General features: G+C 69.2%; 22 protein-coding genes. 12 read left to right on the forward strand and 10 right to left on the reverse strand.

Annotated elements, in window-relative coordinates; translation table 11 throughout:
* Positions 1-56: 56 nt before the first annotated feature.
* Positions 57-665, reverse strand: coding sequence for a polyhydroxyalkanoate synthesis repressor PhaR (phaR, locus tag AC27L4_RS17500; RefSeq protein ID WP_487143508.1), 609 nt, complete (start codon positions 663-665; stop codon positions 57-59).
* A gap of 351 nt (positions 666-1016) precedes the next feature.
* Here phaR and AC27L4_RS17505 point away from each other — a divergent pair, with 351 nt between their 5' ends.
* The 4 genes from AC27L4_RS17505 to AC27L4_RS17520 all read left to right on the forward strand — a co-directional run bounded on the left by AC27L4_RS17505 (position 1017) and on the right by AC27L4_RS17520 (position 4792).
* On the forward strand, positions 1017-2189 hold the full coding sequence (locus tag AC27L4_RS17505) for an acetyl-CoA C-acetyltransferase (protein ID WP_487143509.1): 1173 nt from the start codon (positions 1017-1019) through the stop codon (positions 2187-2189).
* A 140-nt stretch (positions 2190-2329) separates the two neighbouring features.
* Positions 2330-3055 (forward strand): acetoacetyl-CoA reductase, encoded by a 726-nt coding sequence (gene phbB, locus AC27L4_RS17510; protein ID WP_487143510.1) that lies wholly within the window; start codon positions 2330-2332, stop codon positions 3053-3055.
* Between the two features lie 163 nt (positions 3056-3218).
* Positions 3219-4133, forward strand: coding sequence for a polyprenyl synthetase family protein (locus AC27L4_RS17515; RefSeq protein ID WP_487143511.1), 915 nt, complete (start codon positions 3219-3221; stop codon positions 4131-4133).
* Positions 4130-4792, forward strand: a complete 663-nt coding sequence (locus tag AC27L4_RS17520; RefSeq protein ID WP_487143512.1) for a DUF1345 domain-containing protein — start codon at positions 4130-4132, stop codon at positions 4790-4792. The genes AC27L4_RS17515 and AC27L4_RS17520 overlap by 4 nt, the downstream gene beginning before the upstream one ends.
* 5 nt (positions 4793-4797) lie before the next feature.
* Here AC27L4_RS17520 and AC27L4_RS17525 read toward each other — a convergent pair whose 3' ends face one another.
* The 3 genes from AC27L4_RS17525 to AC27L4_RS17535 form a co-directional block, all read right to left on the reverse strand.
* Positions 4798-5061 carry a SemiSWEET transporter gene (locus AC27L4_RS17525; protein ID WP_487143513.1) on the reverse strand — a complete coding sequence of 88 codons (264 nt, stop codon included), beginning with the start codon at positions 5059-5061 and terminating at the stop codon, positions 4798-4800.
* 202 nt (positions 5062-5263) lie between these two features.
* Positions 5264-6262: a GlxA family transcriptional regulator gene (locus AC27L4_RS17530; protein WP_487143514.1), complete on the reverse strand. Its 999-nt coding sequence runs from the start codon at positions 6260-6262 to the stop codon at positions 5264-5266.
* 210 nt (positions 6263-6472) lie between these two features.
* Positions 6473-8197: an EAL domain-containing protein gene (locus AC27L4_RS17535; RefSeq protein WP_487143515.1), complete on the reverse strand. Its 1725-nt coding sequence runs from the start codon at positions 8195-8197 to the stop codon at positions 6473-6475.
* Positions 8198-8362: 165 nt separating this feature from the next.
* Between AC27L4_RS17535 and AC27L4_RS17540 the strand changes: the two genes are divergently transcribed.
* Positions 8363-8644: a hypothetical protein gene (locus AC27L4_RS17540; RefSeq protein WP_487143516.1), complete on the forward strand. Its 282-nt coding sequence runs from the start codon at positions 8363-8365 to the stop codon at positions 8642-8644.
* 105 nt (positions 8645-8749) lie between these two features.
* Here the strand turns inward: AC27L4_RS17540 and AC27L4_RS17545 are convergent, their stop codons facing one another.
* From AC27L4_RS17545 to AC27L4_RS17555, 3 genes are read right to left on the reverse strand one after another with little or no spacing between them, the layout of a single operon-like run.
* Positions 8750-9361, reverse strand: coding sequence for a TetR/AcrR family transcriptional regulator (locus AC27L4_RS17545; protein WP_487143517.1), 612 nt, complete (start codon positions 9359-9361; stop codon positions 8750-8752).
* Positions 9358-10509, reverse strand: a complete 1152-nt coding sequence (gene zapE, locus AC27L4_RS17550) for a cell division protein ZapE (RefSeq protein ID WP_487143518.1) — start codon at positions 10507-10509, stop codon at positions 9358-9360. Before zapE ends, AC27L4_RS17545 begins: the two co-directional genes overlap by 4 nt.
* Before the next feature lie 3 nt (positions 10510-10512).
* Complete coding sequence (locus tag AC27L4_RS17555) at positions 10513-11145, reverse strand: glutathione S-transferase family protein (RefSeq protein ID WP_487143519.1); 633 nt, start codon at positions 11143-11145, stop codon at positions 10513-10515.
* 274 nt (positions 11146-11419) lie between these two features.
* On the opposite strand from AC27L4_RS17555, the gene ykgO reads away from it, so the two are divergent.
* From ykgO to AC27L4_RS17570, 3 genes are all read left to right on the forward strand, one after another.
* Entirely contained in the window at positions 11420-11545 is a 126-nt protein-coding gene (ykgO, locus tag AC27L4_RS17560) for a type B 50S ribosomal protein L36 (protein ID WP_487143520.1), read from the forward strand.
* Between the two features lie 164 nt (positions 11546-11709).
* A complete protein-coding gene (locus AC27L4_RS17565) occupies positions 11710-12273 on the forward strand; it encodes a tetratricopeptide repeat protein (RefSeq protein WP_487143521.1) in 564 nt (187 codons plus the stop codon).
* A gap of 86 nt (positions 12274-12359) precedes the next feature.
* Complete coding sequence (locus AC27L4_RS17570) at positions 12360-13352, forward strand: alpha/beta fold hydrolase (protein WP_487143522.1); 993 nt, start codon at positions 12360-12362, stop codon at positions 13350-13352.
* Positions 13353-13370: 18 nt separating this feature from the next.
* Here AC27L4_RS17570 and pyk read toward each other — a convergent pair whose 3' ends face one another.
* The 3 genes from pyk to AC27L4_RS17585 all read right to left on the reverse strand — a co-directional run bounded on the left by pyk (position 13371) and on the right by AC27L4_RS17585 (position 16523).
* A complete protein-coding gene (gene pyk / locus AC27L4_RS17575) occupies positions 13371-14807 on the reverse strand; it encodes a pyruvate kinase (protein ID WP_487143523.1) in 1437 nt (478 codons plus the stop codon).
* Positions 14808-14949: 142 nt separating this feature from the next.
* Positions 14950-15540, reverse strand: a complete 591-nt coding sequence (locus AC27L4_RS17580) for a DUF1036 domain-containing protein (protein WP_487143524.1) — start codon at positions 15538-15540, stop codon at positions 14950-14952.
* 68 nt (positions 15541-15608) lie between these two features.
* Positions 15609-16523 carry a DMT family transporter gene (locus AC27L4_RS17585; protein WP_487143525.1) on the reverse strand — a complete coding sequence of 305 codons (915 nt, stop codon included), beginning with the start codon at positions 16521-16523 and terminating at the stop codon, positions 15609-15611.
* Positions 16524-16667: 144 nt separating this feature from the next.
* On the opposite strand from AC27L4_RS17585, the gene AC27L4_RS17590 reads away from it, so the two are divergent.
* The 4 genes from AC27L4_RS17590 (at position 16668) to rpmA (ending at position 19130) form a co-directional block, all read left to right on the forward strand.
* Positions 16668-17453, forward strand: a complete 786-nt coding sequence (locus tag AC27L4_RS17590; protein ID WP_487143526.1) for an N-formylglutamate amidohydrolase — start codon at positions 16668-16670, stop codon at positions 17451-17453.
* Positions 17454-17558: 105 nt separating this feature from the next.
* Positions 17559-17807, forward strand: a complete 249-nt coding sequence (locus AC27L4_RS17595) for a DUF2312 domain-containing protein (protein WP_487143527.1) — start codon at positions 17559-17561, stop codon at positions 17805-17807.
* A 268-nt stretch (positions 17808-18075) separates the two neighbouring features.
* The gene (gene rplU, locus AC27L4_RS17600) at positions 18076-18708 is read left to right on the forward strand and encodes a 50S ribosomal protein L21 (protein ID WP_487143528.1); all 633 of its coding nucleotides are present in this window, start codon (positions 18076-18078) and stop codon (positions 18706-18708) included.
* Positions 18709-18854: 146 nt separating this feature from the next.
* Positions 18855-19130 carry a 50S ribosomal protein L27 gene (gene rpmA, locus AC27L4_RS17605; protein ID WP_487143529.1) on the forward strand — a complete coding sequence of 92 codons (276 nt, stop codon included), beginning with the start codon at positions 18855-18857 and terminating at the stop codon, positions 19128-19130.
* Positions 19131-19266 lie beyond the last annotated feature (136 nt).

A 19266-nucleotide genomic window follows, 5' to 3' on the forward strand; every position in this document is an offset into this window, starting at 1 on the left:
AACGACAGCCGATTTGTCGCAATGCGACGGGAAGCCTCGGCCTGCCCTCGCCCCCTTCAGCGCTTGGGTTCGCTCAGCCTGTCGATCCGGTTCTTCATCTCGGCGAGCTCTTTCTTCAGCTCGTCGAGATCCTCGCTCTTGGGCTTGGGCGCCGCCTCGCCGCCGGCCGCGGCCTTGTCGCCGGACATGTGCGCGAAGGGCGAGAACATCCGGAACGCCCGTTCGAACATGGCCATGTTGTTGCGGGCCTGCTCCTCCATGGAGCCGAACTTGCCGTTGGCCCAGGGCGCCTGCGACCAGCCGGCGGCCATCTGCTGGGTCATCTGCTCGCGCAGCTTCTGCTGGTCGCGCACCAGGTTCTCGAGCGAGAATTCCAGGAAGCTGGGCACCAGGGATTGGATGGAATCGCCGTAGAAGCGGATGAGCTGACGCAGGAACTGGATCGGCAGCAGGTTCTGGCCCTTGCTCTCCTGCTCGAAGATGATCTGCGTCAGCACCTGGCGGGTGATGTCCTCGTTGGTCTTGGCGTCGAAGACCACGAAATCCTCGCCGGCCTTGACCATGGCACCGAGATCCTCGAGCGTCACATAAGTCGATGTGCCGGTGTTGTAGAGGCGCCTGTTGGCGTATTTCTTGATCGTCGTCGGCTCGTCCGCCTTGGCCATGCAACCAGCCCTCTCCCACCCGAACGGCCCGCTTCCCGGCCGGGCCTTTGTCATTAGGTCAGACTAAGCGCATTTCGCGGACGCGAAAACACCTTTGTGCAGCCGCGAGGACGGGCAAGGGATTCCGCCCGCCCACGACGGCCGGGCAGGTGCCGCGGAACGACCGAAGCTGGACGCGGGCAGTCGGAAACTTGTCTGGCAAGATCCTGACATCGCGTGGTTTTTCCTTGACCTTCCCCTTGGGCGCAATTCACCGATCCCGTTCGGGATGCATTGACGCCGTCGCCGGCCTCGCGCCATATGGTTCGCGAAAGCGCCGCCGCAGGCGGCCCCACGCCAGGGAGAGGCCCTATGTCGGATATCGTCATCGTCAGCGCTGCCCGCACCCCCGTCGGTTCGTTCAACGGCGCCTTCGCCAACACGCCGGCGCATGACCTGGGCGCGACTGCGATCAAGGCGGCGCTCAGCCGCGCCAGGGTGGAGGCCGCCGAGGTCGACGAGGTGATCCTGGGCCAGGTGCTCTCGGCCGGCCAGGGCCAGAACCCGGCCCGCCAGGCGGCGATGGCAGCCGGCGTGCCGCAGGAGAAGACGGCCTGGGCCCTCAACCAGCTCTGCGGCTCGGGCCTGCGCGCGGTGGCGCTCGGCCTGCAGCAGATCGCCAACGGCGACGCGGCCATCATCGTCGCCGGCGGCCAGGAATCGATGTCGCTCGCCCCGCATGTCGCGCATCTGCGCGCCGGCACCAAGATGGGCGACATGAAGTTCATCGACTCCATGATCAAGGACGGCCTGACCGACGCTTTCCACGGCTACCACATGGGCACGACGGCCGAGAACGTCGCCGCCCGCTGGCAGCTGTCGCGCGAGGAGCAGGACGCCTTCGCCGTCGCCTCGCAGAACAAGGCCGAGGCGGCGCAGAAGGCCGGCCGCTTCAACGACGAGATCGTCCCGGTGACGGTGCCGGGCCGCAAGGGCGACGTCATCGTCGAGGTCGACGAATATCCGCGCCACGGCGCCACGCTCGAGGCCATGGCCAAGCTCCGCCCGGCCTTCTCCAAGGACGGGACGGTGACGGCGGGCAACGCCTCCGGCATCAACGACGGCGCCGCCGCCCTGGTGCTGATGACCGCAGAGGAAGCGGCGCGCCGCGGCCTCACCCCGCTGGCGCGGATCGCGTCCTGGGCGACGGCGGGTGTCGATCCGGCGGTGATGGGCACCGGGCCGATCCCCGCCTCGCGCAAGGCGCTGGAGAAGGCGGGCTGGAAGGTCAAGGACCTCGACCTGGTCGAGGCCAACGAGGCCTTTGCCGCCCAGGCCCTCGCCGTCAACAAGGACATGGGCTGGGATCCGGCGATCGTCAACGTCAATGGCGGCGCCATCGCCATCGGTCATCCGATCGGCGCGTCCGGCGCGCGCGTGCTGGTGACGCTGCTGCACGAGATGGGCCGGCGCGACGCCAAGAAGGGCCTCGCCACGCTGTGCATCGGCGGCGGCATGGGCGTGGCCCTGGCGGTGGAGCGCTAGGCGCTCCTGCCGAATCCGGTTCGGCCCCCGGCGAGCGGGCCGGCCGGTTCGACCCGGTCCGTCCCACGCAGGCACATCCGCGCGGCACCTCCAAAGCTCTCAACCAGACCGCATCGAGCGGCGTCAACATAGGGGATTCCATGAGCAGGGTAGCAATCGTCACCGGCGGTACACGGGGTATCGGCGCGGCCATTTCCAAGGCGCTCAAGGCGTCCGGCGTCACCGTCGCCGCCAGCTATGCCGGCAATGACGAGGCGGCGAACCGCTTCACCGCCGAGACCGGCATTCCCGCCTACAAATGGGACGTGGGTGATTTCGATGCCTGCGCCGCCGGCGTGGCGCGGGTGGAGAAGGATCTCGGGCCGATCGACATCCTGGTCAACAATGCCGGCATCACCCGTGACGGCTTCCTGCACAAGATGACCAAGGACCAGTGGTCCTCGGTCATCCGCACCAACCTCGACAGCCTGTTCAACATGACCCGCCCGGTGATCGAGGGCATGCGCAACCGCTCCTTCGGGCGCATCATCGTCATCTCCTCGATCAACGGCCAGAAGGGTCAGATGGGCCAGGTGAACTACTCCTCCGCCAAGGCCGGCGACATCGGCTTCGTCAAGGCGCTGGCCCTGGAAGGCGCGGCCAAGAACGTCACCGCCAACGCCATCTGCCCCGGCTATATCGGGACGGAGATGGTGGCGGCGATCGACGAGACCGTGCTGAAGACCCGCATCCTGCCGCAGATTCCCGTCGGCCGCCTCGGCCTGCCGGAGGAGGTGGCGCGCTGCGTGGTGTTCCTGGCCTCGGACGACGCCGGCTTCATCACCGGTTCGACCATCTCGGTGAACGGCGGCCAGAACATGGCCTGATATCCCCGGAAGCGGCGGCCACCCCGGCCGCCGCTTCCGGATGGCGGCGCCCGTCTTCCCCGTCGCGCGCGAGGCCGGTGGCGCGCGGCAAAGCTGCCATTATTGTGGGTGATCACGAGCCCGGCCCTATCGGGTTTGCCGGCAATCGCCTACATCTGAGACCATGTCCGATTTCCAACACCGACTGGCCGCCGTTGCCCGCGATGTCGAGACGGCGCTCGATACCATCCTCCATGTCGCGACCGATCCGGCCACGCCGCCGCGCCTGCTGGCCGCCATGCGCTATGCGGCGCTTGGCGGCGGCAAGCGGCTGCGGCCCTTCCTGACGGTCGAGACTGCCCACGTCACCGGCGGCGACGCCGACGCGGCGCTGCAGGCCGGCGCCGCGATCGAGCTGCTGCACGTCTACAGCCTGGTGCATGACGACCTGCCGGCCATGGACGACGACGCCTTGCGGCGCGGCAAGCCGACCGTGCACTGCGCCTATGACGAGGCGACGGCGATCCTGGTCGGCGACGCCCTGCAGACGCTCGCTTTCGAGACCCTGGCCGACCCGTCGATCCACCCCGATCCCGCCATCCGCTCGGCGCTGGTGCTGGCCCTCGCCCGCGCCGCCGGCATGGCCGGCATGGCCGGCGGCCAGATGCTCGACCTCGACGCCGAGGGACGGTTCGACGAGGGCGGCCCGAAGGCGTTGGACGCCGACGCCATCCGCGAGTTGCAGGCGATGAAGACCGGCGCCATCCTGGCCTGCGCCGTCGAGATGGGCGCGATCATCGGCGGAGCCGGGCTCGAGACGCGGACGGCGCTGCGGACCTATGGCAGGGCGCTCGGCGCCGCCTTCCAGGTCGCCGACGACATCCTCGACGTCGAAGCCTCGCCCGATGCGTTGGGCAAGGCGACGGGCAAGGATGCCGCGCGCGGCAAGGGCACGCTGGTCGGCGCGCTCGGCATCGAGGCGGCGCGGGCGGAGCGCGACGCCCTCGCGGCGCAGGCCGTGGCGGCGCTCGCATCCTTCGGGCCCGAGGCCGACGGGCTGCGCGAGGCCGCATTGTTCACCGCGAGGAGAAGCCGGTGAGACTGCTGCCCGGCTTCATCCGGCACCGGCCCGTGCTGTTCAGCATGGTCGGGGTCGGCTTGCTGGTGGTGCTCCTGCTGCCGGCGAGCCTGCCGCCGGTCATGCGTTGCCTGATCGCCTGGTGCGTGGCGACCTTCCTGTTCGTCCTCGTCGTGCCTTCGCAGATGACCGGCCACAGCCGCGCCGAGCGGGAGCGGCGGGCGGCCGTCCTCGACAACAGCGCCGTCGCCATCCTGGTCCTGGCCGGGATCGGCGCCGCGGCCAGCTTCGTCGCCGTCGTCGTCGTCCTTGCCGGCATGCAGTCGGTTCCGCCGGAAATACGCAGCCTGCATCTCGCGCTGACCCTGGCGACGGTGGTCTGCTCGTGGTTCTTCGTGCAGATGATGTTCTCGATCCACTACGCCCACGTCTTCTACCTGACCGCGTCGCGTTCGGAGCGGCCGCCGCTCGACTTCGGCGGTCCCGACGAGGATCCGGACTTCTGGGATTTCGTCTATTTCACCGTCAGCATCGGCGCGACGTCGCAGACCTCCGACACCAATGTGCGCAGCAAGCTGATGCGCCGCATCGTCACGGCGCACGCCACCTTCGCCTTCTTCTTCAACGCCACGGTGCTGGCGCTGGTGGTCAACATCGCCGCCGGGCTGCTGGGAACCTGACGGCCTCAGCCGTAGCGGATCTTCATGCCGAGGATCGCACCGACGAACAGCAGCGACACGGCGTTCGACAGCATCAGCGGCCAGGAATGCAGCGCCACGCCGTAGACGAACCAGAGCAGGACGCCGGCGGTGAGCATCAGCTGCATGACCAGCGAGATCGACTTGGTGTCGCGGGTCTTCAGGGCGCGCAGGGCCTGGGGCACCCAGCAGAACGTGCTCAGGCACGCGGCGACGGAGCCGATGACTTCGATGATCAGGGACGGAAACATGGGAGAGCCGGCGAACGGGTTCTGACCGGATGGTCATAGGCCGTTTACACTTATTTTTCATGAATGGCTGTGCCGGTCCGCACGCCGCAAACGATTGGCGGCCCGGCGTCCCTTCCCGGCTGGCCAGTCTATCGCCTTGATTTCCGAAGTTTTTCCGGAGCGGGCCGAGACAGGGCCCGCACCGGAATGCTGCGCTGCGGCATCACGCCACGGCGGTGGCGACGTTGCGCTCGATGCGCATGCCCTTGCGCTCCTCGGAGGGCGTGCGGTCGAAATGCTCGCTGTAGCACTTGGAGAAATGCGAGGCCGAGACGAAGCCGCAGGCCAGGCCCACCGACAGGATCGGCATCGAGGTCTGGCGCAGCAGCTGCCGGGCCCGGTTGAGGCGCATTTCCAGGTAGTAGCGGGTGGGCGTCGTATCGAGGTAGCGCTGGAACAGCCGTTCGAGCTGGCGCGGCGACAGGCGCACGGTGCGGGCGAGCTGGGCGCATGAGACCGGTCGCTCCAGGCGCTTGTCCATCTCGCCGATCACCGCCAGCAGCTTGGGGTGGGACACGCCGAGACGGGCGCGCAGCTCCATGCGCTGGCGCTCGTGGCTGTCGCGCATGCGGTGATGGATCAGCTCGTCGGTGACGAGGGCGGCGATCACCGCGCCCTTCTTGGCGGTGATCAGCGCCAGCATCATGTCGATGGATGCGGTGCCGCCGGCGCAGGTGAAGCGGTTGCGGTCGATCTCGAACAGTTCCTGCGTCGCCTCGATGTCCGGGAACTCCTCGCGGAAGCTGTCATAGTTCTCCCAGTGGATGGCGCAGCGATGGCCGTTGAGCAGGCCGGCCTTGGCCAGCACATAGGTGCCGGTGCACACCGCGCCGATCGAGACGCCGTAGAAGGCGAGCTTGCGCAGCTTGGCGATCAGCGGGCCGTGGTCGTATTTCTGCACGTCGAGGCCCGAGCAGACGATGATCTCCGGCATGGGGCCGACATCGGCATAGGCGCCGTTCACCGACACCGCGACGCCGTTGGAGGCCTCGATCGGCTGGCCGTCCGGCGAGTAGAGCCGCCAGGCGAAGGTTCGGGCGCCGGTGACGTAGTTGGTAAGGCGCAGCACCTCGACGGCCGAGGTGAAGGCGATCATGGAGAAGTTGGGTGTCAGCAAAAACCCGACTGTGTGGGTCGCGCCCACATCCGGCCTGATGTTCATCGGTTCCCCTTCGATGACAAAGTCAGAGCATGACCGGTTCGACTGGCCTCAACGCGACATTCATGTCGTTCTGTTGCGACCGGCGCGACCGATAGCCGCCATCGTCCGACATTGTGCGGAATGATCTGGCTTAAATACGACATAGACTAGCACCATATGTCGTATTTCAGCGGAATCGAGCAGATTTGAGACGCTCCAGGGCGCGCCGACTTATCTGGAAGCGACAGACGGCCGCTTCGGGACGGGGCGGCCGGCCGCGCGGCCGGGCCGGGCCGGGACAGCCTGTGCGGCCACGGATCCCTGAAGGTAGTCGCAGCCCCACGCGGCAAGCTGTGCCGCCGTCGTCTCGTCCGACACCCAGTCCGCCGCGACCTCCAGGCCGAGATCGTGGGCAAGGCCGATCAGGGTACGGACGAGAAAGCGATCATCCGCCGACCGCGTCATGGCCTGGACGAAGGCGCCGTCGATCCCGACCCTGTCGGCACCGAGACTGCGCAGGCGTTGCGGCGGCAGGTGGCCGGCGCCGAAGCCGCCGATGCCGATCCGGACGCCGCGCTCCTTCAATTCGCCGAACAGCCGGTCCGCGGTCCGCGGATCCGCGGCCACGTCGCGCTCGTCGACGATGACGGTGAGGCGCTGCGCGGCCCGGTGCTGGTGCAGCATGACGGCGAAGGCGCGGAGCCAGCCGGGATCCGTGTCCACCGGCAGGTCCAGCACCAGCCGGATATCGGCGTTGCGTCTGAGTTCGTCCGTCGCCAGCTCCGTCACGCGGTGGTGCACCAGCGTCGCGAGGTCCGGGGTCGGACGGACGGGCACGAGCGTGCCGTCGGGCCGTTGCAGGCACGGACGGCAGACATGGAAGGCGGGCCGGCGGTTCGTCGCCTGGAGGGCCGGCTCCATGGCCAGCACGATGCGTCGGTCGTTGAGCGCCGCGAGGACCTCGTCGGCAAAGCCGTCCTCCGCCCGCGCCGCCACGGCGGAGAAGGCGAGGAAGCCGTGGCCGCCGGTGCGGCAGCGGTCGAGCGCCTGCTGGGCCCGGTTCACGGCCTCGGCAGCTGTCTCCGCCTGCCGCGGCGCCAGGACGCCGCCGGCCGAGATGCGCAGCGGTGCCGGTCCGACCCGCGTCGCGATCCGCAGCCCGGCGACCGCGTCGATAAAGCGCCGCGCGGCGACCGGCAGGTCGGACGCCTCGCAGCGGCTGAGCACGATGCCGAGCGTGTTGGTCGACACTCGCCCGAGGACGTCGCCGCCGTGCAGATGCGCCCGGATGCGCCGGATCGCCATGGCCATCGCCTCGTCGGCGACGGCCGGGTCGCGCGCGGCCTCGGCCGTGCCGGGGCTGTCGAGGCCGGCCAGCAGGAAGGCCGTCGCATGGCGCTGGCGCTGGGCCTCGACGATCGCCTCGGCGAGGGCCCGCATCAGTTGCGGCCGGCTCATCGGCCCGGCGAGGTCGCCACTGCGCGGCATCGACGACGCGCCCGGCTCGACGGCGTGGCGTGCGTCGATCACCCGCATCACGCCGTGTGCGCGCTGCGGCCGCCCGGTCGGGCCGGCGAACCAGCGGCCGGTTTCCTCGATCCACAGCCGGAAGTCGCGGTTGCGCCGGTGCGGCAGCAGGGCATAGTGGATCTGGTAGGCGACACCCTCTCCCTCGTCGTGGCCGTCGGCATGGACGAGGGCCTCGAAGCGGCTGCTGGCCGCGTCCGGGTCGAGCAGCCGGGCGAAGCCCTCGCCGGTGGCCGGTGCGCCGTCCACGGGCAACTTGAGCACCTCCCCGACATTCGGCCCCCAGGTCAGCCGGTCGGTATCGATGGCCCAGTCATAGACCACCTCGGCGATGGCGGTGAGGAGGGAGCGCGGGTCGATCGGAGCGCGGCCGGGCAGGGGACGCAAGGCCGGCCCATCCTGGGTTCCGGCCTGGGACAACTCGAACATGACGGACTCTGGGATCCCGGCGAACGATCAAGCGATCCTTATCGCGGGGTAACCCTAAAATTGGATTTAACGCCTCGCCGCCGCGCTGGCTGCCGATCGGCCCATTCCTTGCCAAGATGTTGACACATGACGTCATTGTGTCTCATTTCGGCACGGAGGCCGACCATGATCGCACCAGCCGGACAGATATCGGCAGGCACGCGCCTCGCCATTGTCCCGGTGATGTCCGAAATCGGCACACCGGTCCGGCGGGTCGAGCCGGTCGCGGCCTGCACGGCCCGGCTCGACCGCCGCGCCGACTTCCTCGCCCAGCTTATCGCCGTCCGGGACGGCTTTCCTCAGGCCGCAGCCCGCCGCCGCGCCTCGCCCTCCGACGCGATCCGCGCCTATGACGATGCCGCGCGTCTGGCCGAACGGGCCGAGCCGGTGGAGCAGACCCGGGCCTGACCGGATGGGCGGCGGCGGACGGTCCTCTGGGCGGTGTGGCTCCGGCCTTGGGGAGGCCCGAGCCGGCCCTGTCGTCCTGAGCTCCCGACCCGAAGGAATCAGCGCTCACACGGTGCCTGCCGCCATGGCTCGGATGGCCACCTGCAGCAGCCGCGCGAGGCGGCGATCCAGGTCGCTGCGATCGACATCCTTGTCCGCGGCGATCGACACGGGATCGATGAAGCGGTGCAGGGCGTCGTCGAGGAAGATGATCGGCCGTTCGTTCGAGCGCGCCCGGAACAGGGCGGTTGCCCGGCCCTCGTCGACGACGCGCTCGATCAGCGTGCGCAGGCGCCGCCGGTGCCGCCGCACCACGGCCCGCTTCTCCGCCAGGGCGGCGAGCCAGAGCCTGAAGAGGTGCGGCTCGGCGTCATGGCGCTGGCGGTAGAGCCGGGCGATCAGCAGCATGATGCGCTCGAGCTTGTCGTCGGCCGGGTCGGGCGAATCGGCCACGGTGGCGACCTGGGCCTCGACCGATTTCAGCCACTCGCCCGTCACCGTGTCGATGAGCGCGTCCTTGGAAGGAAAGTAGCGGTAGATCGCGGCGTGGCTGACGCCGGCATCCCGGGCGATGGACACGAGCGTGGTCCGCTCGACGCCGTGGCGCCTGATATGGTCCGTGGCGATCTCCAGGAGCCGCTCGCCGGTCGACTCGTGCGGGCGGGCCGCCGGCTTCATGTCTCGACGATGCCGGCCTTGCGCGCTCCGGGATTGTGCGGCTGGGCGAGATAGGCGTCCGAGCGCATCTCGAGCAGGCGCGAGGCGGTGCGCTGGAACTCGAAGGCCTCGCGGCCCTCGCCGGCGGGGTAGAGATCGTCCGGCTCGGCCGCCGCCGAGGCCACCAGCTTGGCCCCGGCGTCATAGAGGCTGTCGATCAGGGTGATGAAACGCTTGGCTTCGTTGCGCTGCTCGTCGCGCAGCACGGGCACGGCGTCGAGCACCAGGGTGTGGAAGGCTTCCGCGATCGCAAGGTGGTCGGCCGGACCGAGCGGGTTGCGACACAGATCGTCGAAGGAGGCGCGCGCCACGCCCTTTTCCGCCTCGGGGATGGTGAGCTCGCGGCCCTTGACGTGCAGCACCCGCGGCTTGCCGTGTGTCACCCCGGTGAGGCGCTGGAAGGCCGCGTCGAGCGCGGCCCGGGCCTCCTCCCCGGTGCCGACCACATAGGTCGAGCCGCCGGAGAGCTTCTCGCGGCGATAGTCGGTCCGGGCCTCCAGTCTGGCCACGTCCATGTGCTGCTTCAGGAGGTCGATGAACGGCACGAACAAGGCGCGGTTGAGACCGCCTTCATAGAGCCGGTCGGGTTCCACATTGGAGGTCGCCACCACCACGACGCCCTGTTCGAACAGCCGGGTGAACAATCGCCCGAGGATCATGGCGTCGGCGATATCCGTGACGCTGAACTCGTCGAAGCACAGCAGCCTTGCCTCGGCTGCCAGGGCGGCGGCCACCGGCGGGATCGGGTCGTCGCCCTTGGCCCGCCCGGCCTTGACCGCGTTGCGGTGCCGGAAGACACGCTCGTGCACGTCGTTCATGAACGCATTGAAATGCACCCGCCGCTTGCTGATCGCCGGCGGAACCGAAGCGTGGAACAGGTCCATCAGCATGGTCTTGCCACGCCCGACGCTGCCCCAGATGTAGAGGCCCCGCACCGGTTCCTGCGGCTGGCCGCGGCCGAAGAGCCAGCCCAGGGCATTGCTCTTGCGGGCGAGGCTCTTCTCCTTCAGGCGTTCGATCAGGGCCTCGAGGCGCGTGGCGACGGCAGCCTGGGCCGGGTCGGATTCGATCTCGCCGGAGGCGACGAGGGCAGCATAGGCCTGGCGCAAGGGTCAGGCTCCGGCCAGGGCGCGCGGCATCAGGTCGTAGGGAGGCTTCCAGCCCGGCAGGGCGGCGATGCGCTGCGACCAGGCGGCGATATGGGGGTAGGCCGAGCGGTCGAGGCCGGTCGCCTCGTCGTAGTAGACATAGCCGGCCAGGGAGAAATCGGCGATCGTCGGCCGGTCGGCCGCGATGAAGCTGCGGCCGGCCAGGTGCTTGTCGACGATGGCGAAGGCCGCCTTGGCCCGTCCGCGCAGCCATTCGGTCACCGGCGTTTCGCCGGTCTTCTGCAGGCCGTAGAGGAAGCGCAGCGAGGCGAAATAGCTGGTGAACTTGTGGTTGTCGAACAGGATCCAGCGCCAGATCTCCTGTCGTTCCTCCTCCGTGGCCGGCCCGAAGCGGCCGGTGCTGCCGGCGAGGTAGTCGAGGATGACGCCGGATTGGCAGAGCCTGCGGCCGGCATGCTCCAGCACCGGCGCCTCGCCCATCTCGTTGATGCCCTCGCGGAACGCCTCGCCCCGCGTCTCGCCCTTGAAGAAATCGACCGGGATGCATTCCCAGTCGCTGCCGGTGAGGGCGAGCATCAGCGCCACCTTGTAGCTGTTGCCCGATTCGCCGAAACCGTAGAGCCTGTACTCGGCCATGCGTGCCCCCTGTTGTCTCGCCCGACCCTATGACGGGACAGGCGCATGACGGAACTGGATTCGCGCGCCGTCAACGCGCGCATCCGCATTTTTCCGGCGGAATCGGCCGCGCGTCCGCCTGCGGCCATGCGCCTGCCTTGCCGCCGCCGCCCTCCGGTTGTCAAAGGCCTTCGAGATGATTGACAGGACCGCGGCTCGCCGTTAGAACGCCGCGACTTTCGAACATGTGAGCGTCGCTCGATGCCGTGCGCTCTCGACCCGAGGCACGACCGTCATGAAGATCCGTAATTCGCTCAAGTCTCTGCGCCTGCGTCATCGCGACAACCAGCTGGTTCGCCGCAAGGGCCGCGTCTACATCATCAACAAGACCCAGAAGCGCTACAAGGCCCGCCAGGGCTGATCGCCGGCCCGCAGGGGCACCGGTTCCGCCGCGAGGCCGGGCCGGAATCCCAGGGTCGACATCGCGCGTTCGCCGGCAGAAGCCCGGTCACGATGGAGTGACCGGGCTGTTTGCGTTGCAGCATGATGCTTGATCGCCGCGCCCGGCCGGCGCATCATCGCGCCATGCGCAGCACCGTTCCCGCCCTTTGCGTCCTTCTCTCCCTCGCCGGCCCGGCCCTGGCCGAGGGCACGCCGGCGCCGTCCGGCGCGCAGACGCTGGACCAGCTCTACGATCGCCTGGCCAAGGCCCGGACGGACGAGGAGGCGAAGGGCATTTCCAGCGCTATCCAGCGTGCCCAGATTCGTTCGGGCAGCGACACCGCCGATCTTTTGATGGCGCGGGCGATGACGGCGTTCCAGGGTGGCAATGACGACCTCGCCATCCAGCTGCTCAGCGCCACGATCCGGCTGCAACCGGGCTTCACGGAAGCCTGGAATCGCCGCGCCACGGCCTATTACCGCAAGAACGACTATGCCCGCTCGATGGTCGACATCGCCGAGACGCTGAAGCGCGACCCGCGCCACTACGGCGCCTGGGCCGGCCTCGGCATGATCCTGCGCGAGACCGGCGACAAGGCGCGTGCCTATGCCGCCTTCCAGAAGGCGCTGGCGATCAATCCCTATCTTCCCGATGTGCGCAAGGCGGTGGACGATCTGCGGCCGGAGGTCGAGGGGCGGGACATCTGAACCGCCGGGCCGTCCATGCGGGTTGACCGCGACCGCCGCGGCGGGCGATGCCTACGCCACCCGTGTCCGTGCCGCATCCCCGCCCGATGATTGCCGTCCTTGTCGTGATCTGCGTCCTCTTCATCGTGCACCTGGTGGCGGCCATCGTCGCGACGCGGCTGATCGCCGGGCGGATCGAGGAGCAGAACCCGCCGGGCGGCGTCTTCGTGCCGGTCTCGGGGGGGCAGCTGCATCTCTACGACATGGCGCCGCCCGTCCCGTCCGGGGAGCCGCCGGTGCTGCTGCTGCACGGGGCCACCTCCAATGCCCGCGACATGGTGCTGGCGCTGGGCGCCGAGCTCTCGCGGCGTCGGCGGGTCATCGCCGTCGACCGGCCGGGCCATGGCTGGAGCGGCAGGCCGCGCGGCCGGGCCGATGCCTCGCCGGCGCGGCAGGCGGCGCTGATCGCCGAGGCGCTGCGCCGGCTCGGGGTCGGCAAGGTCGTGGTTGTCGGCTATTCGATGGCCGGGTCTGTCGCCGCCAGCTTCGCCCTCGACCTGCCCGAGCAGACCGCCGGCCTCGTGCTGCTGGCGCCGGTCACCCATCCCTGGCCCGGCGGAGTGACCTGGTACTACGACGTCGCGGCCATGCCGGTGCTCGGGAGCCTGTTCGTCGGCACGGTGATGACGCCGGTCGCCGCCTGGCGTCTCCAGGCCTCCATCGACGCCTCCTTCCTGCCTCTCGCCGCCCCGCAGGACTACGGGGCGAAGACGGCGGCGGCGCTGGTGCTGCGGCCGGCGGAGTTCCGCTGGAACGGGCAGGATCTGGCGGATCTGCTGCCCTTCGTGACGAGGCAGGCGACACGCTACGGCGCGATCCGCGTGCCGACGGCGATCCTCGCCAGTGACGACGACACGGTCGTCTCCACACCGATCCACGCCATGGCCATCGCCGGGCAGATCGAGGGCGCTGCGCTCACCGTGCTGCGCGGCAAGGGCCACATGATCCACTACAACGCCCGGGACGCGGTGCTGGCCGAGATCGAGCGCATCTGCGCCGCAGCCGCGCCGCGGCCGCAGGCCGAGGAGGCTACGGGCTGAAGAACGTCCGCCCGCTGCCTACACGCCTTCGATGTCGTCGGAACCGACGAAGGCGATGCGCACCATGTTGGTGGCGCCCGGCGTGCCGAAGGGAACGCCGGCGATGATCAGCACGCGCTGGCCGGGCTTGGCGAAACCGTCCTGGTAGGCGTGGCGGCAGGCGCGTTCGACCATGTCGTTGATGTCGCGGGCGTCGGCGGTGAGGATGGCGTGCACGCCCCAGACCAGCGCCAGGCGCCGGGCGGTGGAGATGTTGGGCGAGAGCGCCAGCAGCGGCATCTGGGCGCGCTCGCGCGCCACCCTGAGGCCGGTCGAGCCCGACGCCGTCCAGGCGATCAGGGCGGCGAGGTCGAGCGTCTCGGCCACGGTGCGCGCCGCCGCGGCGATGGCGTCGGCGCCGGTCTGCTCAGGATCGCTGCGCTGGGCGTTGATGATGGTGCGGTGGAGCACGTCGCGCTCCACCTCCTCGGCGATGCGGTTCATGGTCGACACGGCCTCGACCGGGAACTTGCCGGCGGCGCTCTCGGCCGACAGCATCACCGCATCGGCGCCCTCGAACACGGCCGTGGCGACGTCGGACACCTCGGCGCGGGTCGGCACCGGGGTGGTGATCATCGATTCCAGCATCTGCGTGGCGACCACCACCGGCTTGCCGAGCTTGCGGGCGGCGCGGGTGATGCGTTTCTGCAGGCCGGGCACCTTTTCCAGCGGCAGCTCGACGCCGAGGTCGCCGCGCGCCACCATCAGCGCGTCGGAGGCCTCGATGATCTCGTCCAGGCGCGCCACGGCCTGCGGCTTCTCGATCTTCGACATCACCAGGGCGCGGCCGCGGGCGATCTTGCGCACCTCGGCCACGTCCTCGGGGCGCTGCACGAAGGAGAGGGCGACCCAGTCGACGCCGGTCTGCACCGCCGCTTCGAGGTCGGCCCGGTCCTTCTCCGTCATTGCCGACAGCGGGATCTCGGTGTCCGGCAGCGACACGCCTTTGCGGTTCGACATCCTGCCGCCGACCACGACCTCGGTCAGCGCCTGCGTCGGCGAGCATTCGAGCGCCCGGAGGCGGACCTTGCCGTCGTCGAGCAGCAGTGTGTGGCCGGGCTCGAGCGCCGCCAGAATCTCCGGGTGCGGGAGATGAACGCGCGTCTCGTCCCCGGGAGCCGGATCGGCGTCGAGGGAGAAGCGGGCCCCGTTCTCCAGCTCGACGGCGCCTGCGGCGAATTCGCCGATGCGCAGCTTGGGGCCCTGCAGGTCGGCCAGGATGCCGATCGGCCGGCCGAAATCCTTCTCTACGTCACGGATGGTCGCGATCAGTTCGCGCATCCGGTCGTGCGAGGTATGGCTCATGTTGATGCGGAAGACGTCCGCGCCGGCGGCAAACAATTTCCCGATCATCTCCCGGGACGAGGAGGCAGGACCGAGTGTGGCGAGGATCTTGACCTTTCGCTGACGGCGCATTCGGAATGTTCTTTCTTGCAGGCGGGTTCTCGGCAATCACCGGCATTGTGCGCCGCAACAGTTCGCGGCACAACCGAAATGCCTCTCAACGACACGGGCGTGGCATATCGGCAACATTGCCGCCTGCCGCCCGAAGGAAGCTCTACTGCGCCGGCGGCAGCGGCGGTGGCGCGCCGGGCGCGGGCTGCGCCGGGGCTGGCTGTGCTGGGGCGGGTTGCTCGGCGGGCGGGGCAGCCGGGGGCGGCTGGGCGCCGGGCGTGCCGGCCGGGGAGGGCGGAGCGTCGGCGGGGGCGCTCGACTTCGGCTTGGCGCCGGTCTGAGCCTGCTCGGAAAGCTGCACGGTCCAGCTCTTCTGCTCGGCCGAATCGATCTCGAAGAAGCCGGTGCGGTCATAGCCGCGGGCCAGGCAGTTCTCGAAGCCGCGGATGGTGAATTCCTTCTCCCGCGTGCACATGAAGGACTTGCCGCTCCACTCGCCGCCCTGATCGTAGTCGACGGCGTAGAGATAGTAGTAGCGGGCGGAGAGCTGGCCCTTGAGGATGGTCTCGCAACTGCGGGCGGAGACGTTCCACCACCCCTCCGTCACCCAGCCGTCCTTGTCGCGGTAGCCGATCGCGACCCCGACGCGGCTGCCGGTGTTGTTGCACAGGCGGAAATCGGCGAGCGCCGGAGTCGCGCCGCCGAGGGTGAAGAACGTCAGGGCAGCGCCGCAGAGAACGGATAAGCGAAGCATGGCGCGCGACGTTGAGCCGACCCGCGGCCGGCTGTCAACTGATACGCGGGCCGCCGGCATGCACACCGTCAGCCCTTCGGCCGGGCGATCCAGATGCCGGCCAGGATGACCACGCCGCCGATCGCCTGCAGCGGCGTCACCGCCTCGGACAGCACCAGCCAGCCGAGGATCGCGGCGGCCAGCGCCTCCAGGAAGATCACCAGCGAGGAGAACATCGCCGGCAGGGAGCCGAGCGCCACCGACAGCAATCCCTGGCCGCCGACATGGCTGACCCAGGCGAGTGCGACCAGCATGGCCCAGCCGCGCAGGCCGGCCGGCAGCAGCGGCTGGTCGAGGAGCAGCGTCGCCCCCGCCGCGACCACGGCCAGGATCGCCGCCGTCAGCACGCTCATATAGAAGGTGACGCGGGCGGCGCGGTGGAGTTCGCGCGCCCTCTCCACGGCGAGGAAATAGGCGCCGAAGAACACCGCCGTCACTTCCGCCAGGGCATCGCCCACCAGCCGGCCCGGCGCCAGCGCGAAGGACTGCCCGACCAGGGCGATGCCGCCGGCCAGGCAGAGCGCCAGGCCGGCCAGGGCCGTCGCGCCGACCTGGCGGCGATAGACCAGCCAGCCGAAGACCACCACCCAGACCGGCGCGGTCGTAGCGAAGAAGGTGGCGTTGGCCACGGTGGTGTTGAGGATGGCGAGGTGCCAGAAGAACAGGTCCGCGGCGAAGAACAGCCCGGTCGCCACCACGGGGGCGGAGAATCGCGGGCCGGTGTCCGGCGCCGCGCCGGGGCGGCTCTCCTCGGCCCGCATCCAGGCATAGAGCACCGGCAGCGCGAGGAACACGCGGTAGAAGGCGCTGGCGAACGGGCCGACATCGGCCAGGCGCACGAAGATCGGCGAGATGCCCATGGCGAGCGCGCCGCCTATCAGCGCCGCAAAGGCCGGCCAGAAGGTGCCGCGGGCGGTCGAACTGGGGTCGACGGCGGTGGTCATGTGCGTTCCGGGATTGCTGGGCATGCGCGCGTGGATAGCGGCGCACGGAGTCATTCGTCGTCGGTCTCATTAGCTCTATGGCACTGCGGCCGCACCGTCACTATGCTGCCGGGCACTGTGACATTCCGTCTCCCGGTTGATCTCGTGACCTCCAGCTTCGAGCCTGTCGAGACCCTCGCAGGCACCGCCGCGTCCGGCCTCCTCCTCCTGTGCGACCACGCCTCCAACGCGCTGCCGGAGGAATACGGCTCGCTCGGCCTGCCCCATGGCCAGCTCCAGCGCCATATCGGCTACGACATCGGCGCCGCCGAAGTGGCGCGCGCTCTGGCGGCCCGCTTCGGCGCGCCGGCGGTGATGAGCCGCTACTCCCGCCTGCTGATCGATCCCAACCGCGGCGCCGATGACCCGACCCTGGTGATGCGCCTGTCGGACGGCGCGCTGGTCCCGGGCAATGCCCGCATCGACGCCGCTGAGATCCGCCGGCGGATCGAGCGCTTCCACCAGCCCTATCATGCGGCGATCGACGCCGAGATCGACCGCATGCTGGCAGCCGGCGTGCCGCCGCTGATCTTCTCCGTCCACTCCTTCACGCCGGTCTGGCGCGGCGTGCAGCGGCCCTGGCACGTGACCTTCCTGTGGGACAAGGATCCACGCCTGTCCCAGGCGATGATCGCCCATTTCCGCCGGGAGCCCGGCCTGATCGTCGGCGACAACGAGCCTTATGACGGCTGCCTGGAGGGCGACACGCTCTATCGCCACGCCACGATGCGCGGCCTGTCGCACACGCTGGTGGAACTGCGGCAGGATCTGATCGGCACCGCGGCGGGAGCCCACGACTGGGCCGGTCGGCTCGGCGACGCGCTGGTGCCGCTCCTCGCCGATCCGGCGATGCGGCGCGTCGAGCATCACGGCTCGAGGGCCGGGCCGTGAGCGGCCGACGCGCCGTTCGGCCGGACCAGCTCCGCGTCCGGGCCTCTTGACCCCGCAGGCCCTTATCCGCCACATCCCCTGTCCGATTCCGAGGAGACCTTTGCCATGACCGACGCCACGTCCGTCGCCGCCGATCAGCTCAAGTCCATCGTCGAGCGCATCGAGCGGCTCGAGGAAGACAAGAAGGCGATCGCCGACGACATCAAGGAAGTGTACGGCGAGGCGAAAGCCAACGGCTTCGACGTCGCGGTGCTGCGCAAGATCATCTCGCTGCGCAAGAAACCGGCCGACGAGCGGGCCGAGGAAGATGCGATCCTGGAACTCTACCTGCAGGCGCTGGGCATGTCCGCCTGAGGGCGGGCGCAGCACGCCGTTCGTCTGCAGGATTTCCGAATCCGCCCCGCAGGCGGCGTTCGGAAGTCCTGTCCGACGTGATTCGAAGCTTTCCTTGACTGCCGGTGTTCGCGCTGTATAAGCACCGGCAGCGCGCGGCCTTTGGGCCGCGTGTGTTTTTTCACGGGCAGGCCGATCCAGGATCGACCGCCTCCGATCAACCCGACTGAAAAAGCCGGCCGCCTGGAGGGCACTCCGGGGCGCAGCCGGGACCGAACGAGGAACAAACATGTTCGCAGTCATCAAGACCGGCGGTAAGCAGTACCGCGTCAACCCGAACGATGTCGTCTCCGTCGAGAAGCTCGACGGCGCCGTCGGCGACACCGTCGTGTTTCCCGAGATTTTGATGGTCGGCGGCGATGCCGGCCTGTCCGTCGGCTCTCCGACCGTTGCCGGCGCCTCCGTGGCGGCCGAGATCGTCGAGCAGACCCGCGACGACAAGGTCATCGCTTTCAAGAAGCGCCGTCGCCAGAACTCCAAGCGCAAGCGCGGCCATCGCCAGCACCTGACCGTGGTGCGCATCGCCGAGATCCTGACCGGTGGCGCGAAGGCCGCCGCCAAGGCCGCCGCGCCCGCCAAGGCCGCCGCCGTTCCGGCAGGCGACATCGACGCCTCGAACCTCTCGCTGATCGCCGGCATCGGGCCGACCATCGAGAAGAAGCTGCGGGCGGCCGGCATCGAGAGCTGGAACCAGATCGCCGCCTGGACCGAGGCCGACATCGCCAAGTGGGACGAGGAGCTGGCCCTGCGCGGCCGCGCCACCCGTGAGGAATGGGTCGAGCAGGCCAAGGAACTGCTGGCGGGCAAGCCGCCGCGCGCCAAGATCGACCAGGCCGAGAAGGCATCCGGCCAGGATCTCTGAGGCGAAAGCTTCGGCGCGGAGCGTAATTTCCGCGCTTTCTCCACCAACAGGGTCGACAATGCCCGCGCAATCGGGCATGGTCGCGCCAACCCCCAAATTCATCGCCCCGTCACCGCGGCGGCGTTCCAAGTTTCGAAGGCTGTATCATGGCTCATAAAAAAGCAGGCGGCTCCACGCGCAACGGGCGCGATTCCGACGGCCGCCGCCTCGGCGTCAAGAAATTCGGTTCGGAAGCCGTCGTCGCCGGCAACATCATCGTGCGCCAGCGCGGCACCAAGTGGCATCCCGGCGTCAATGTCGGCATGGGCAAGGACCACACCCTTTTTGCCCTTACGGATGGGCAGGTGGCATTCCGAACCAAAGTCAACGGCCGTACCTACGTCAACGTCGTACCGGCCATTACCACCCAAGCAGCAGAGTAACCCGGCGGATGGTCGACACTCCGCCGGTTCCATCGGACCGGCGGACCTGACGAATCATCCCGGCTGACCGGGCTTCAGGGTGCAAGCAGGGGCGGTGGAAAGAGCTTCCACAAGCCCCTTTTTTCGTGCCCGGAGC

It is taken from the genome of Labrys sp. Lb11, assembly GCF_057554225.1.